The sequence below is a fragment of the Peribacillus sp. NPDC101481 genome (assembly GCF_044767165.1).
Taxonomy (GTDB): Bacteria; Bacillota; Bacilli; order Bacillales; family DSM-1321; genus Peribacillus.
This window is the reverse complement of record NZ_JBIWNJ010000007.1, coordinates 21,821-36,852: the sequence shown is the minus strand read 5'-3', so window position 1 is coordinate 36,852 and position 15,032 is coordinate 21,821. Positions and strand designations below refer to the sequence as shown.

Here is a 15,032-nt window from a genome sequence, read left to right as displayed (position 1 = left end):
ACCCACATAACAAGCTATTTAGTTCCCGGGACAAAGAGACGAAGATGTTTGTGCAGTACATTTGCCTGGAAAGGAAGAAGAATGCCTTCATCTCCATCGATATTGACTGCAAGATCATCTGAAGTAGTTAAATGGAGCTTGGATGTTTTAATATATTCAACTTCGTCATTCCCCATGATCTCCCCCCTAATCAAACTGGGAATGATCTTGACGATGAGAGGAAGAGATAAATCCTTAATGATGAATGTGTGCAGCTTTCCATCATTCACTTCCGCCTCTGGTGCAAGTTGTTCGAAACCGCCGACAGAGTTAGTCATTGTTGCAATTAGTAAATGAGCCTCGCCCATCCACTTTCCCTGATCATGTTCAACCGTTAAAGGAAACGGAGTCTTTTTAATGATCGCTTTTGCTCCTTCAATGAAATATGCAAAAGAACCAAGACGGGTTTTTTGTTCAACGGTAACATTATAGGTGGCCTCTGCGATTGCCCCAACTGCCAACACATTCATGAAGTAACGGTCATTGATCTTCCCTATGTCCGATTCCTTAATATTCATATCCTTCAAAATCTCGATGGCAGCATTGGGATTCAATGGTATTCCCAAAGATCTAGCAAAATCATTGATGGTTCCTAGTGGAATGATTCCGAAAGTAGGCCGATGCTGCTGCTCACCCAAACCATTCACTATCTCGTTCACCGTTCCATCCCCACCCATGGAAATGACAGCATCGAACATATCTGCACAGGCCTCCTTAGCAAAACCCGTAGCATCCCCCTCTCCTTCCGTTTTACGAACGCATACCTCATCAAAAATTTCACCAAGTGCCTTTTCCGCTTTCGGCAAAATCTTTCCTGCTTTTTCCTTACCTGAAGATGGATTGACGATAATCATCGCTTTCGACATATGCTACCTCCCATTTTTGTACTTCTACTAGCAAGTTACCTCTTTACTGATGTATTAAAACCACACAGACAGGAACTTACACATAATCGCTGCTGCTTGAATTTTGCTGAAATTTTAGAACAAGCTCTTATATGTTACATCGACTGTGAAACAGGCATTAATTGATCACTGATTTTCCTGTTTCCCATCTGTTACATTAATGCCTATCACAACACATTGAAAATTGTCTGTCCGTTTCGTTCCCTCTTTGTTTTTTCGTTTTATAAAAAGCGTCATTTCTTCCATTTCCTACTTGCCATGAAGGTAAATTCAAAAATAAACAGATGATAATTCCCTTACCTATAGGGTTTTTAGACAATCAGCGAAAAAAATTTCAAATTTTCTGTAAAATACCTATACATTTTCCAAATTCGGGTATATACTGTATTATAACAACAAACAAACAACAAAAACTGTACTATAAAGAGGGGGAGCGAGACATGCAAGCAAATCAATCGGATTTACTCATAATCGATTCATTTAAACATTGCCCGGAATGTGGTGAAACACATGTGGACCACTCAGATTCCTATCTGATGGAATGCGATCGCTGCCTTTCCAAACGTGAAGAATAAAGCGATCGGAAAATATATCTAACATTAAAAGGAGGAAATCATCATGCAAATGAAAAAATCCATTGAGTTTTTTAACAATATCCCTGCTAAACATTGCCCCGAGTGCGGTGACCATATTATCGAGCATGCTGAATCCTACTTAATGGAATGTGACCGCTGCCTTTCCAGACGCGAAGACTGATTAAACCATATCAAAAAGGAGGAACCATCATGCAAACTATAAATCCACTGGAATTCTTCAGGACACTGCCGCCTAAACAATGTACGGAATGCGGAACCCATATCACTGAACAAGCTGAATCCTACTTAATGGAATGTGACCGCTGCCTTTCCAAACGTGAAGACTGATTAAACCATATCAAAAAGGAGGAATCATCATGCAAACCAAAAACCCATTGGAATTCTTCAGGACACTGCCGCCTAAACAATGTACGGAATGCGGGACCCATATCACTGAACAAGCTGAATCTTACTTGATGGAGTGTGACCACTGCCTTTCCAAACACGAAGACTGATTAAACCAAATCATAAGGAGGAATCATCATGCAAACTAAAAACCCATTGGAATTCTTCAGGACACTGCCGCCTAAACAATGTACGGAATGCGGGACCCATATCATTGAACAAGCTGAATCCTACCTCTTGGAATGTGACCGCTGCCTTTCCAAAAAAGATGAATATTAATATAAGATGCTGACATCAAGATGCTATATAAGCCATTTTGATGTCAGCATTTACCTTGTTTTCTGCCTCCCCTTCCCTGCATTCAAAAAAGGATGTCCTTGGGACACCCTTTAGTCTTACTTATCTTCCAATATATTTGTCTACATATTTCCCTCTGACCTTCCTGCTGCTGTATTGTAAGAAGTCCAATGCAAAAATCATGAATTCTAGGCCCAGACGCTTATCTGAACGCATAAAATCAGAACCTAGCAGTTTCTCCAATTTTTCAAGTCTATGATATAGCGTTTGCCGGACAATGAATAGTTGTTTCGATGTTTCCTGTTTAGAACCGTTACAGGCAAGGTAGGTCTTTAAGGTAGGCATTAACTCACCATTGTTTTGCTTGTCATATTCAATGACAGGACCTAAATATTCGTACACCGTTTCCTCCAGATTACCATGCTTATTTATGAGCGATATCATGCGATGCATATGTAAGTCCTGATAAAAGATGCTCCTGTTATCCTCCGGTAACGTATCCTGAAGCAGCAAAGTTTCACGGGCCGTTTCATAACTTTTATAAATCTCACTTAACCTTTGAACATGCTTACCAAACCCAATGGAAAGCAGACCCATACGATTACGCCCGCTTACATCCATTTTCATGATTCGATCCACCGCGCTTGTAACCCTTGATTTCCAATCTTCAGATGAACGATTATCACCTAAAATAAAAACAAGATGCTGATGTATTTCCATGGAAAATATCTGAAAGCCGTACTGTTCAAAAACAGTTCTAAACATTATCTTAAAATAGGTTCCATCTAATTTTGCGGAGTTTTTATTATACTTTGGGTGTTGTTTGCAAATGCAAACAATTCCGCCATCCAAATGCATTTTCGGATCAATATAGGAAAGCCTCTCCCGGATTGCTTCATCACTATATTCACCTTCAATCCAATTTGTAAGCCATATACTTTCTTCCGACATTTTCTTTTCTTCAATATATAACTCCCTTAATAGATGCTGTGCCAATGCGGTAGCCGTTCGATCCAAAATCAGTGAATCAAAATCAGTCAACTCTCTGCCGTTGCTGCATATGAGCAATTCAGCATAATTTTCACCAAGCACTCGAATCGGCTGTCCAAGAACGGTTTTATCCATGTTCCGCTTCTCTTCGTATATGTCCGCCACCATTTGATAGGTTGTTTTTTTCTTTATTTTTGGAAAGCTGGCTATATCATTTTCATTAAAGATAAGAATAACCTGTACATTTAAATAGCTGTGGAGAAATTTTAGAATTGGTTCATAATGGTCAATTTCGAGGAGATTTTTATTTAGCTGCTGGGAGTAGCTTTCTAAGTTGGAGATCATTTGATATTGTTTATTGATGATAAGGGAATGTATATCCTGCGTGATTTCTACGAAAGGGACTTCTTCATGAAATAGGATGATAGGGAATTGCCGTTCATTTGCGAGATCGATGGCACATTGCGGCACTGCCATGGTGTTGGCGCCAATCTCTATACAGAGTCCAGCTGCATCGCATTCAATTAACTGTCTTAAGTAGGATAGAAATGTGTCATCGCAGTCTTTCCACCCTAAACCGGTAGTCAGTATCAGTTCGTTTCCATTTAACAAATGGCTGATTTGTGTGACTTCCATGCAGTGGACCCACTTCACTTGACGCTTTATCCCACTTCTGCCTGCAATTATATCCGTCAGATCAAAATGCTTGCGTGTTAGAATTTCCTCGATTGTAATCGATGTATTCATCCAGCCACATCCTTTTATAAAACTGCTTTAAAATCTATTATAAACGGACAACCCTTAAATCTCCAGACACTTGTCAGAAAATCTAACGTCAAAATTCTACAAAAAACTCGAACAAAAAGGGCCCATTCGTAAGGAATAGGCCCGGTACATGACGATTTCAATTCAATTTTTTTTTAAAAAGCAATGTAGAGAAGTATTTCCTTCCTTCCGGGGTTTTGATGTTCAATTGCTTCCATTCCTGCTTCGTTCCTTCAATCAGTTCAAAATCGAGAAAGGCTCCACTTAAACTTTCGGAAACCCGGGTGATTCGATATCCTCTTTCAAGTAAAAAATCGATTTGTTCCCTTTCTAAGCGATAGTCTTGATATTCGGACATTTCCATTCCCCCCTTTTTCAAACGTTCTCCTTGCCGGTCGTAAAAGCCATCTCTTCCTCAAGTTCTGGACCTTTCCCAATTATCCAATCCCTGCCGACGGAAATGCCTAAATATTTCTCATCGCTCGGATCAATGATTTCAGCTTGTTCATATCGCTTGAACCACCAATACTTAGCTAATATAAAATAACTTGCACCGCCGAGAAGAAAGCCAATAATAAACGAATAATTTGAAAAAATCGTTGCACCGATTCCTCCAATCACCCAAGAAATGATTCCTGCCCAATTCACTCCATTCAAGTATTTATACTGGCCTTCACTTTCATAGAGTTCTTGTACATTCACTCTCCGTTTACGAAGGAAATAGTAATCCGCTACCAGGATGCCGACAATGGATGCCAGGATTCCGCCTATTATTAATAAAACTTCTATTATGATGCCGAACAGGCTCCATGGCTGAACTACTATCCCAATCACCCCCGCTACAACGACTCCCGCCCAAAATGGCATTTTAGGACCCATGACATTGGAGAAAATGGTAGCTGCGGGAATGACATTGGCCGTAGTATTCGTCGACCATTGAGCAAATACGATCATGATCAAAAGGACGCCGAGGGCAATTCCACTTGCTGATCCCTGTATGGCAACTACAGGATCATAATTAGAAACAGCCATATAAGAAACCGCCCCGATAATCACCATGAACGTCTGAGTGATGGGATAGGTGATAATATTCCCAATTATTTGCCCCTTATTGCGCTTGAACCAATTTTTTTCATTTTTTGGTGCCTTTATAAAGCGGGAAAGCGTTGGCATATCTGCAGTCAACGTGCCCCAAAATCCCATATTTGCCATAATGACGACCATGAAAGCCGTTGCGGCGGCCCCGCCAGTGACCGGACTTTCAATCCAGGACCATACATCTCTTCCTTGGGCTACAGCCTGATCGGATAGGGTGAAATACATCCAGCCGGAAATTAAAATGATGACGGGCGCCGCCAAGTCGGCGAATCGTTCTATCGACTTTATTCCCATTGCCGTGTTGACTAATTGTAAAACGGCAAAAATGAGGAAGCAGATAAACCAATTATCAAAATCAAAAAGGGTTGTGAAGATAGCGTTCATTGCAGTGGCTCCAAAGTAAGTATTTAAGCCGAACCAGCATGACGCTACAAAACCGCGTACAACCGAAGGGATGTGGGTGCCAATCGTACCGAACGGCGCCCTCATATAAACAGGGAATGATATTCCATGTTCAACACCTATATCCCCTGTCAGTGTCATCAAAAAGCCGAGAACCACACAGGCAATGACCGTTGCAAGAACGACCCAGCCTAAGGATAAACTTTGGACACCGTTCCCACCGATTGCGAAGGCAGCCAATACTACAGCCATGCCCACCCAAATGAAACCAAATCCGGCTGCACTTATGTTTTTCTCACTATGAGGTATAGGCAGCAAATCGGGAGACTTTAAATAATCTTTCTTCTCACTCATAGAAAATCCCCCTAATTTAATTTGCAAGATTCCTTACCAAAGTTAGACTGTAAGCTTTTTCCCTGTATCCGGCTTCAGCGCCGCATTATATTTTGCCCGTTTCAGGAATTGCCCTTTTCCAGCTTCGCCTACAAATTGTTTGTCTTTAATGACGAATTGACCTCTCGATAAAACGGACACCGGTTCACCTGTAATTCCCATACCTTCAAAAGCATTATAATCTACAGCCATGTGATGGGTTTCTGCAGAAATGGCTCTTTCAACTTTCGGGTCAAAAATGACAATATCAGCATCCGAACCTACCGCTATCGTACCTTTCTTCGGGAATAATCCAAATAGCTTGGCGGCACGCGTGGATGTCATGTCGACGAATTGATTCAAGGTAATACGCTCTTTCATGACCCCTTCAGAAAAGAGGATGCTCATGCGATCCTCAATCGTTGGCCCGCCGTTCGGTATTTTCGTGAAATCTTCACGTCCAAGTTCCTTCTGTCCCTTAAAATCAAAAGAGCATTGATCGGAGCCGATCGTTTGCAGCTGGCCCGTTTTCAAAGCATTCCATAGCACTTCCTGGTTTTTCTTCTCCCTTAACGGCGGGGACCATACATATTTAGATCCCTCGAAATGGGGCTTTTCAAGATAAGATTGGTCAAGAACCAGATATTGCGGACAAGTCTCCCCCCAAATATCCACCCCTTTATTTCTTGCCTCAGTAATCTTTTCAACCGCATCTTCACAGGTGACATGAACGACATAGAGCTGGCCATTTGCCATTTCCGTAAGTTTGGCAGCCCGTCCAGTTGCTTCCCCTTCAAGCTCTGGAGGCCTTGTTAATGCATGGTAAATTGGATCGGTGTTACCTTCAGCCAGCGCCTGCTTCGTAAGATAATCGATGACATCGCCATTTTCAGCATGAACCATGACAAGTGCCCCAAGTTCCTTTGCTTGCAACAGAGTGCGGTATAGCGTGGCATCATCAGCCTGAAAAACATTCTTGTAAGCCATGAACACTTTAAAGGAAGAAATCCCTTCATTATCGATGATGCTCGGCAGCTCAGCCAATACATCATCATTAATCTCACTGATCATTAAATGGAAACCGTAATCTATGGCCGCTTTTCCAGTGGCCTTTTCATGCCATGTTTCTATCGCTTTCTTTAACGGCACCCCTTTTTCGGTCAAACAAAAGTCGATGATCGTTGTCGTGCCTCCATATGCAGCGGCAATCGTCCCCGTTTCATAATCATCCTTTGTCGTTGTCCCGCCAAACGGCATATCGAGATGTGTATGCGGATCAATGCCCCCCGGAAAAATATAAGCGCCTTTTGCATCAATGATTTCAGCCCCCTCAGCCGGGAGGTCCTTGCCAATCATTGCAATCTTCTCATTTTCAATCAATATATCGGCTTGATACGTATCTGCAGCCGTTGCAATCGTTCCATTTTTAATGATTTTCTTCATATTAGACCCCTCCATCATTTTACGAAATCAACACTTTCACTGCTTATGCCCCCAAGGAACGATTGGCGTTCATTCCACGTCATTGGCGGTAATTCATTTGTCAATTCGATCATATCGATCGCCCCATCGGCCGGACAGACGATCGAGCATAGATTACAGCCTACGCAATCTTCTTCGCGCACTCTCAAAAAGGAGCTGCCTGACGTGTCCTTGAACATATCTATACATTGATGAGAAGTATCTTCACATGCAATATGGCATTTATTGCAGTTAATGCACACATCATTATTAATGCGCGCAACGACCTTATAATTAAGATCTAAATTCCCCCAGTCGGAATAGCGCAGTACGGACTTACCGACAATATCCATCACGGAGGATATCCCTTTTTCATCAAGGTAATTGGAAAGTCCATCAATCAAGTCTTCTACTATTCTAAAACCGTGATGCATGGCAGCCGTACAAATTTGCACGCCAGTCGAACCCATCAATAAAAATTCCACCGTATCCTGCCAATTTGAAATGCCGCCTATTCCGGAAATGGGAACATTGATCTTATTATTCCTTGCACACTCTGCCACCATATTCAAAGCGATCGGCTTCACAGCGGGACCGCAATACCCTCCGTGAGCACCCTTGCCGCCTACATGGGGAATCGTATTCCATGAATGGATATCCACTCCTGCCAAGCTGTTGATCGTATTGATCATGCTTATTGCATCCGCACCGCCGCGCACCGCCGCTTCAGCCGTGACCGTAATGTCGGTTATATTCGGTGTAAGCTTGACGATGACGGGTTTGGATGCAGCTTCCTTGGCCCAGTATGTTTGCTTTTCCACAAGTTCAGGAACCTGTCCCGAAGCAGCTCCCATCCCACGCTCTGCCATACCGTGCGGGCAGCCAAAGTTCAACTCGTAACCATCGACCCCTACATCTTCTATGCGCTTGATGATTTCATGCCACTTTTCCTGTTGCGGCTCCACCATCACCGATGCAATGATTGCATGATCAGGGAACCTTTTCTTCGTTTCATATATTTCTTTAAGATTCACTTCAAGCGGACGATCCGTAATCAATTCTATATTGTTGAACCCGGCAACTCTCTGTCCATTAAAGCTGACCGCTGCAAAACGTGATGAGACATTCAGGATGGGGTCACCCAATGTCTTCCAAACGGCTCCTCCCCAGCCAGCTTCAAATGCGCGCTGGACTTGATAACCTGAATTAGTAGGTGGTGCTGAAGCAAGCCAAAAAGGATTGGGAGATTTAATACCTGCAAGATCAATTGATAAATCAGCCATGATAAGCCTCCTATTTTTCATAGTTATTAAGCAATATCCACCGCTTCGCCCATCAAAATCGAGTCAATTTCATAGGCTGTCTTTTTCCCTTGCTGGGCAGCTGAAACAACCATTGCCTCACCTTGGCCTTTTCCGAAGATCACGTCACCGCACGCAAAGATCTTTTCATGCGATGTCTTATAGGAATCACCATCCAATGTAACGACACCATCATCATGTTCAATGCCGAACTGTTCAATCAATCCTATATATCTGGATTGGCCTATAGCACGAATTACCCCATCGACCGGTATGACGAACTCCGACCCGGGAATTTGGACTGGACGGCGCCGCCCATCTTCCCCTGCCTCGCTAAGCACCATCTTCACGCACTCGATGCCCGTAACCTGACCTCTTTCATCCGAGAGGATCCTGGAGGGTGCAGTCAGCCAGTGAAACCCGACACCTTCTTGTTTGGCAAACTCATATTCAAAATCATAGGCTGTCATTTCCTTTTGGGTACGACGATAAATAATGCTCACCTGTTCGGCGCCCAGGCGTACAGAACAGGTTGCGGCATCGATCGCCGTGTTTCCAGCTCCAATCACCGCCATCTTCTTCCCAATGAATTTATCAGTGATTGCCCCTGTTTTCGTTGCTTTTACGAAATCGATTGCATCATAAACTTCAGCCAAATCCTCCCCTTCAATTCCAAGCTTAGGGACATCGGACATGCCGATAGCTAAAATGACCGCATCATAGTCGGCAGTCAGCTGGTTTGCGGAAACATCCACTCCGACCCGTGTATTCGTTTTAATATCAACATCCAAACTCTTTACTTGTTCAACTTCCCAATAAGAAATGCTCTGAGGCAAACGGAACGATACAATCCCGTAAGTATTTAATCCGCCTGGATTCTTTTCAGCTTCGAAAATGGTTACACTGTAGCCAAGCAAGGCTAACTCCCTTGCTGCAGACAAACCCGCGGGACCGCTTCCTACAATGGCAACTTTTTTGCCATTCTTCTTCCCGGCCTTGAATAGGGCTTGTTTATTTTGGATGGCCCAATCTGTGGAATAACGCTGGAGATTGCCAATCATGATTGGCTTTGTAGAGTGGTTCAGGACACATGCTCCCTCACATAACTCTTCAGTCGGACATACCCGAGCACAGCTGGCACCGACAGGATTGGCAGTCATGATCGTCTTGGCCGACCCTTTAAAATTACCTGAAGCTATCTTCTTAATAAAACCTGGAATATCTATTCCCGTCGGACAGGCTTGGATACATGGGGCATCATAGCAGTATAAACATCGATTCGATTCTTCCAAAGCTTCCCTTGGGGATAACCCCCTCTCCGCTTCCTGAAAGTTAATCTCTAGACCACCTTTTAACGGGCTCGTCATACTCATCCACTATTTCTCCTTCCAAACATTTATTTTTGAAAAATAAAAAGGGAGGAATTGCATGCATTTCTCTCTACTGTCCTCATATTTAAACGATTGAAATGATTGCCAACATGGTTTCCGTCAATTTATTCAGCTAACAAGTCATGGCGATTTCCCAGCCAAAATTCTCTCGTTTTGTTTATTATTTCTATCATTCTCTCACTGGTCACTCCTCTATCCCTGCTTCCTTCTAACACAAAAAGCCCCCCCTACTAATCTTAAAAAATCAAAACCTGATGATAAATCAGAGAATTGAGTATTCTTTATTTTATAATGTTGAAAAGCAAGTTACATTATACAAAGTGTAAAGTATTTCCAGATGCTAGATATGCAATATGTAATATTCATGTTATATTTCCTAACAATAAATGATAAACATCGTCATTTTTCTACATTCAAACTCACGTTTCATCATACTTCCTGATATTATTTGGATGATTTGTTCCAAAACCTACTTATCAACACTTTGTCCACATAAAAAAAAGCCCAGAAACTCAATTCAAGGTTTCCTGGGTCTTTTCACTTTTATCCACAACTTATTCACATATTATATGGTGATATTCTCTTTGTTTTTGCGGAACAGAAGCATTTTAACAAAAGTTATCCACATACGGAAATCAACTTTTCCACTTATCAACAAACCGTTAACAATTTATCAACAGGCAGGCTCATTCCGGATGAATAACGTATCGTTTATATTTCTCATAATCCGTTTTCTTGCACTCAAGCTTTATTCGATATCCATTTGCCTCATATTCAGTTTCCGTTATGTGACCATTTTCATTGAAATAGGAAACCAGCTGCCCTTGATCATATGGAATCAGCATTTCACAGTGAGTATAGTCGACAAAAATACGCTGGCGAATTTTTTCGATCAATTCCTCGATGCCGACTTTGTTTTTTGCTGACATATATACAGAGTCACGATTCACCTTAGGGATTTCCAAATCGGTAAGGTCCGCTTTGTTATAGGCAAAAATCGTCGGAATCCCTTTAATGCCTATCTCATTTAAAGTCTTATCCGTTATCTCTATTTGCTGCTCATGATTTGGATTGGAAAAGTCGACAACATGGATCAACAGATCCGCTTCCACCACTTCTTCTAGTGTTGATCGGAATGCTTTTACGAGATGATGGGGCAATTTAGACACAAATCCCACCGTATCAGTCAATAAAAATTCCTTATTATCCGGCAGCGGAATGTTTCGGACGGATGTTTCAAGCGTAGCGAACAGCATATCCTTCTCAAACACCTGCTTCTCTGCTGTTGGATGGAACATTTCGATCAAAGCATTCATGATCGAAGATTTACCTGCATTGGTATAACCGACCAAGGATACGACAGGGATGGCATTCTTTTTCCGCTGTTTCCTCTGCGTTTGCCGGTGTGCAACAAGGTCTTCCAGTTCCTTATTCAATACACTTATATTTTCCTCGATTCTCCTGCGGTCAAGCTCCAACTGCTTTTCACCTGCACCCTTGTTTGTACCGACCCCGCCACTCTGACGCCCTAATGACTCCCTCAAACCTACAAGACGCGGGAGCATATACTGCAGCTTCGCCACTTCTACCTGAAGCTGTGCTTCCTTCGTTTTCGCCCGATGCGCGAAGATGTCCAGAATCAAGATTGTCCGGTCAATCACCTTGCAATCCATGTCCCTCTCCAGATTGCGAAGTTGCGAAGGGGAGAGCTGATCATTAAAAATGACGACATTAGCTTCTTTATACTCAACGAGATTTTTTACTTCCTCGATTTTCCCGGTACCGATAAAATGTGATGAGTTCACCCGATGCAAATTTTGTGTGATGGTCCCTGCAACCTCTACCTCACATGCTTCCGTTAAATTGGCCAATTCCTCCATCGAATACTCAAAATCCCTTGAACCGTTGAGATTAACTCCAACCAAGATAGCCCTTTGCTGTAATTCCATCATTTCAAATCCTTTCCGTACATACCTTACTCCCTATATTATACTTAAACAAACCTATCATGCTGCCTAAAAGTCAGCCACATTGTAGCATACCAGACATCGCCTGCATAACGATTGCTGCCAAAGCAATATTCTTCATTGAACCTCCTTTTAATTTCAACAAAAAAATAAGAGGACCGACTGCTTTTTTCAAAGTTTCACATGAAACAATTGGAAAGTTCATAAATAAAAGCTCCCTGGTGCACCTTAAGATGCGCCAGGGAGCTTTTATTATTCTATTCTTTTATTCTCAACAACCTAAGACTGTTCAAGGTCACTAATAACGTCGCACCCATGTCGGCAAAAATCGCCATCCAAAGTGTTAACCAGCCCGGCGCTATCAATAATAAGGCCAGGATTTTAATCACCAATGAAAACGTGATGTTCTGCTTTATGATTTTTAATGTTTTGCGGCTTAAGCGGATTGTATAAGGCAGCTTCGATAAGTCATCACCCATTAAGGCGATATCGGCAGTTTCAAGGGCCGTATCCGTGCCCGCCCCGCCCATTGCAATCCCTACCGTGGAAGCTGCCAAGGCCGGAGCATCATTGACACCATCGCCTACCATGGCCACTCGATCATATTTTTGTTTCCATCGTTTGATCATGTTCAATTTATCCTGCGGCAATAGCTCCGCCTCAATCTCATGAACGCCAGCTGCCGCTCCAATTGCTTTAGCTGTTCCGATATTATCGCCAGTCAGCATGATCGTTTTTTCAATGCCCAATTCATGCAGTTTCCGAATCGCTTCCTTACTGCTTTCCCTTATTTCATCTGAAACTGCGATCAGTGCCAGGAGCTTTACTTGATCACCAAGCACCATCACCGTTTTCCCTGTATTTTGAAAGCCGCTGATTAATTTAAGCACATCCTCAGAGTAAACTATACCTGGCTCTTCTTCAAAAAGATGGGGCTTACCAATGTAATAGATTTCTTGATTGATTTTCCCCTTTATGCCTTTACCGGTGATCGCAGTAAAATCCTCTACCAATAAAGAATGATAGTCCACATCGTGGTTTTCCGCCTTTTGAAGAATGGCCGTGGCAAGGGGGTGCTGTGATCTGCTTTCTAAAGCAGCAGCGATAGCCAGCACATCCTGTTCATTCAACACATCAGATAACAACTTGAAATCAGTCACTTCAGGTACGCCCTTTGTTAAAGTACCTGTTTTGTCAAACGCGATCGCCTTTAAGGCTCCTGCTTCCTCCAAATGGACCCCGCCTTTAATCAGCACACCATGTTTCGCAGCATTTCCGATAGCTGTCACGATGGCGATGGGAGTGGAAATGACCAAAGCACAAGGACAGCCGACAACCAGTACAGCCAATCCCCGGTAAATCCATTCACCCCAATCCCCGTTCATCACAATCGGGGGTAATACGGCAATGGCCAAGGCAATGAGCATGATGGCCGGCGTATAGAATTTTGCGAATTTATCCACGAAGGCTTGGGATGGGGCTTTTTCGGCCTGTGCTTCTTCAACAAGATGGATGATTTTTGCAATCGTCGTATCCTCGACTCGCTTCGTGACCTCCACTTCGAGCAGCCCTTCACCATTTAAGGTTCCGGCAAACACTTCACCCTCAACCGTTTTAAAAACCGGCTCGGATTCCCCAGTAATGGCTGCTTGATTAAGTGTCGAGGCCCCTTTCATGATCCGGCCATCCATTGCAAGCTTTTGACCCGGTTTAACGATCATGATGTCGCCCACTTCAATCTCATCAACCCCAACCATCATTTCGTGATGCCCTCTAAGGATCAAGGCTTCTTTAGGTGCGATGTTCATTAATGATTCGATGGAATTACGTGCTTTATCCATCGAATATTTTTCCAATGCCTCACTTATCGCAAATAGAATGACGACGGTAGCGCCCTCGCCCCATTCACCAAGCACGGCCGCTCCGATGATGGCAACCGTCATTAGGGTGTGCATATCAAAGCGAAGCCTTACAAGGTTTTTCAATCCATTGAAAAATAATGAATATCCTCCAACTATGATCGCAGCTGCATAACCGATTACCGGCATGATGCTTCCATCAGCATATCGATTATCCAATATCCAGCTGACCAGCAATAGGATAACCGAAAACATCACTTTAATATTTTCTTTTTGCTTCCAAAATGGTTCCTTTTGCGTTACCAGTTCCTGTTCACCGCGGATCTTCAGGTTATCAAAGGCTCCCGCCTTTTCAATCTCTTCAATGGTTGCGCTGCCCTGTACCGAAATCTTCGACGCCCCAAAGTTGATTTTGGCATCATTCACACCCTCTAGTTCACGGACATTGTTCTCAAATTTAGCCGCACAATTCGTGCAGGATAGACCCTGGATACGATATGTTTTCATTGGGGACTCAGTCATCGACCCTTACCTCCTGCTGATGTTCTAACGCAATCAGAATCAATTGCTTTATATGGTGATCATCTAAAGAATAAAAAGCCAGCTTTCCTTCTTTTCGGTATTTTACGATTGCGTGTTTATAAAGGGTCCGAAGATGATGTGACGTTGTTGCCATCGAAGCACCAATGATATTGGCCAGATCGCACACACACAATTCCTCGTCCGTGCAGAGTGCATAAGCTATCTTCGCCCTATTTTCATCGCCTATAACTTTAAACAGCTTCGACATGCTGGATATATCCACCTGGCCCATTTCTACTTGAATGCGGTTAACCTTCACTTCATCATGCAGGTGAACATCACATATATCTTTCAGTTCCGTCATCTTCTCACACCTCTCATTCAAATATTCGTTTGATTATAATATAACACAATTCCCTGAATATTCAAATCTATGTTTGAATGTATAAGAATCTTTTCTCCTTCCCAAAGTTAATGAAAGTGCCCTTATGTCTTTATATGTGGGCCATCGTTTTTTTGTTTCACATCGGAGTGGCTCCCCTGGAATTTTGCTGAGATGTCCCCTTTCCTATATTCAGGCAAAAAAAAAGAAGGGGCATAAATTCCTTTACCCCCTTCAATCCAATGATTTCAGTAATTACCTATCGGTACCTTGATAAGTATAATATATTTAATTTAGTATT

General features: G+C 42.7%; 16 protein-coding genes. 5 read left to right on the top strand and 11 right to left on the bottom strand.

The annotated features are described in order from the left end of the window. Window positions 1-14: 14 nt before the first annotated feature. The gene (locus tag ACIROD_RS24870; RefSeq protein ID WP_230178700.1) at window positions 15-905 is read right to left on the bottom strand and encodes a diacylglycerol/lipid kinase family protein; all 891 of its coding nucleotides are present in this window, start codon (window positions 903-905) and stop codon (window positions 15-17) included. Between the two features lie 479 nt (window positions 906-1,384). On the opposite strand from ACIROD_RS24870, the gene yhfH (ACIROD_RS24865) reads away from it, so the two are divergent. From yhfH (ACIROD_RS24865) to yhfH (ACIROD_RS24845), 5 genes are read left to right on the top strand one after another with little or no spacing between them, the layout of a single operon-like run. Beyond that, a complete protein-coding gene (gene yhfH, locus ACIROD_RS24865; protein WP_137017534.1) occupies window positions 1,385-1,519 on the top strand; it encodes a protein YhfH in 135 nt (44 codons plus the stop codon). A 43-nt stretch (window positions 1,520-1,562) separates the two neighbouring features. Beyond that, a complete protein-coding gene (gene yhfH / locus ACIROD_RS24860) occupies window positions 1,563-1,700 on the top strand; it encodes a protein YhfH (RefSeq protein ID WP_082162914.1) in 138 nt (45 codons plus the stop codon). Window positions 1,701-1,729: 29 nt separating this feature from the next. Next, on the top strand, window positions 1,730-1,867 hold the full coding sequence (gene yhfH / locus ACIROD_RS24855; RefSeq protein WP_095395041.1) for a protein YhfH: 138 nt from the start codon (window positions 1,730-1,732) through the stop codon (window positions 1,865-1,867). Between the two features lie 29 nt (window positions 1,868-1,896). Continuing rightward, the gene (gene yhfH / locus ACIROD_RS24850; protein ID WP_101225681.1) at window positions 1,897-2,034 is read left to right on the top strand and encodes a protein YhfH; all 138 of its coding nucleotides are present in this window, start codon (window positions 1,897-1,899) and stop codon (window positions 2,032-2,034) included. Between the two features lie 28 nt (window positions 2,035-2,062). Next, a complete protein-coding gene (gene yhfH / locus ACIROD_RS24845; protein WP_072274044.1) occupies window positions 2,063-2,203 on the top strand; it encodes a protein YhfH in 141 nt (46 codons plus the stop codon). A 120-nt stretch (window positions 2,204-2,323) separates the two neighbouring features. Here the strand turns inward: yhfH (ACIROD_RS24845) and ACIROD_RS24840 are convergent, their stop codons facing one another. The 10 genes from ACIROD_RS24840 to ACIROD_RS24795 form a co-directional block, all read right to left on the bottom strand. Continuing rightward, the gene (locus ACIROD_RS24840; protein ID WP_402945313.1) at window positions 2,324-3,958 is read right to left on the bottom strand and encodes a PucR family transcriptional regulator; all 1,635 of its coding nucleotides are present in this window, start codon (window positions 3,956-3,958) and stop codon (window positions 2,324-2,326) included. 157 nt (window positions 3,959-4,115) lie between these two features. Continuing rightward, entirely contained in the window at window positions 4,116-4,334 is a 219-nt protein-coding gene (locus ACIROD_RS24835) for a hypothetical protein (protein ID WP_101225679.1), read from the bottom strand. Between the two features lie 17 nt (window positions 4,335-4,351). Beyond that, window positions 4,352-5,830 (bottom strand): NCS1 family transporter, encoded by a 1,479-nt coding sequence (locus ACIROD_RS24830; RefSeq protein ID WP_402945310.1) that lies wholly within the window; start codon window positions 5,828-5,830, stop codon window positions 4,352-4,354. Between the two features lie 42 nt (window positions 5,831-5,872). Continuing rightward, window positions 5,873-7,291: a dihydropyrimidinase gene (gene hydA, locus ACIROD_RS24825; protein ID WP_101225677.1), complete on the bottom strand. Its 1,419-nt coding sequence runs from the start codon at window positions 7,289-7,291 to the stop codon at window positions 5,873-5,875. A gap of 14 nt (window positions 7,292-7,305) precedes the next feature. Beyond that, on the bottom strand, window positions 7,306-8,592 hold the full coding sequence (preA, locus tag ACIROD_RS24820; protein ID WP_402945305.1) for an NAD-dependent dihydropyrimidine dehydrogenase subunit PreA: 1,287 nt from the start codon (window positions 8,590-8,592) through the stop codon (window positions 7,306-7,308). A gap of 26 nt (window positions 8,593-8,618) precedes the next feature. Then, window positions 8,619-9,977, bottom strand: a complete 1,359-nt coding sequence (locus ACIROD_RS24815; protein ID WP_402945419.1) for an NAD(P)-dependent oxidoreductase — start codon at window positions 9,975-9,977, stop codon at window positions 8,619-8,621. A gap of 710 nt (window positions 9,978-10,687) precedes the next feature. After that, window positions 10,688-11,953: a GTPase HflX gene (hflX, locus tag ACIROD_RS24810; protein ID WP_402945301.1), complete on the bottom strand. Its 1,266-nt coding sequence runs from the start codon at window positions 11,951-11,953 to the stop codon at window positions 10,688-10,690. Window positions 11,954-12,023: 70 nt separating this feature from the next. Further along, the gene (locus tag ACIROD_RS24805; protein ID WP_402945299.1) at window positions 12,024-12,173 is read right to left on the bottom strand and encodes a hypothetical protein; all 150 of its coding nucleotides are present in this window, start codon (window positions 12,171-12,173) and stop codon (window positions 12,024-12,026) included. Window positions 12,174-12,225: 52 nt separating this feature from the next. Further along, window positions 12,226-14,349 carry a heavy metal translocating P-type ATPase gene (locus ACIROD_RS24800; RefSeq protein ID WP_402945296.1) on the bottom strand — a complete coding sequence of 708 codons (2,124 nt, stop codon included), beginning with the start codon at window positions 14,347-14,349 and terminating at the stop codon, window positions 12,226-12,228. Beyond that, on the bottom strand, window positions 14,342-14,713 hold the full coding sequence (locus ACIROD_RS24795) for an ArsR/SmtB family transcription factor (protein ID WP_402945293.1): 372 nt from the start codon (window positions 14,711-14,713) through the stop codon (window positions 14,342-14,344). Before ACIROD_RS24795 ends, ACIROD_RS24800 begins: the two co-directional genes overlap by 8 nt. Between the last annotated feature and the right edge of the window lie 319 nt (window positions 14,714-15,032).

What these genes read in the sequence shown, in the direction of transcription:
- ACIROD_RS24870 (WP_230178700.1), bottom strand. Translation starts at nt 905, where the DNA reads ATGTCGAAAGCGATGATTATCGTCAATCCATCTTCAGGTAAGGAAAAA.
- yhfH (WP_137017534.1), top strand. Translation starts at nt 1,385, where the DNA reads ATGCAAGCAAATCAATCGGATTTACTCATAATCGATTCATTTAAACAT.
- yhfH (WP_082162914.1), top strand. Translation starts at nt 1,563, where the DNA reads ATGCAAATGAAAAAATCCATTGAGTTTTTTAACAATATCCCTGCTAAA.
- yhfH (WP_095395041.1), top strand. Translation starts at nt 1,730, where the DNA reads ATGCAAACTATAAATCCACTGGAATTCTTCAGGACACTGCCGCCTAAA.
- yhfH (WP_101225681.1), top strand. Translation starts at nt 1,897, where the DNA reads ATGCAAACCAAAAACCCATTGGAATTCTTCAGGACACTGCCGCCTAAA.
- yhfH (WP_072274044.1), top strand. Translation starts at nt 2,063, where the DNA reads ATGCAAACTAAAAACCCATTGGAATTCTTCAGGACACTGCCGCCTAAA.
- ACIROD_RS24840 (WP_402945313.1), bottom strand. Translation starts at nt 3,958, where the DNA reads ATGAATACATCGATTACAATCGAGGAAATTCTAACACGCAAGCATTTT.
- ACIROD_RS24835 (WP_101225679.1), bottom strand. Translation starts at nt 4,334, where the DNA reads ATGTCCGAATATCAAGACTATCGCTTAGAAAGGGAACAAATCGATTTT.
- ACIROD_RS24830 (WP_402945310.1), bottom strand. Translation starts at nt 5,830, where the DNA reads ATGAGTGAGAAGAAAGATTATTTAAAGTCTCCCGATTTGCTGCCTATA.
- hydA (WP_101225677.1), bottom strand. Translation starts at nt 7,291, where the DNA reads ATGAAGAAAATCATTAAAAATGGAACGATTGCAACGGCTGCAGATACG.
- preA (WP_402945305.1), bottom strand. Translation starts at nt 8,592, where the DNA reads ATGGCTGATTTATCAATTGATCTTGCAGGTATTAAATCTCCCAATCCT.
- ACIROD_RS24815 (WP_402945419.1), bottom strand. Translation starts at nt 9,977, where the DNA reads ATGACGAGCCCGTTAAAAGGTGGTCTAGAGATTAACTTTCAGGAAGCG.
- hflX (WP_402945301.1), bottom strand. Translation starts at nt 11,953, where the DNA reads ATGATGGAATTACAGCAAAGGGCTATCTTGGTTGGAGTTAATCTCAAC.
- ACIROD_RS24805 (WP_402945299.1), bottom strand. Translation starts at nt 12,173, where the DNA reads ATGAACTTTCCAATTGTTTCATGTGAAACTTTGAAAAAAGCAGTCGGT.
- ACIROD_RS24800 (WP_402945296.1), bottom strand. Translation starts at nt 14,349, where the DNA reads ATGACTGAGTCCCCAATGAAAACATATCGTATCCAGGGTCTATCCTGC.
- ACIROD_RS24795 (WP_402945293.1), bottom strand. Translation starts at nt 14,713, where the DNA reads ATGACGGAACTGAAAGATATATGTGATGTTCACCTGCATGATGAAGTG.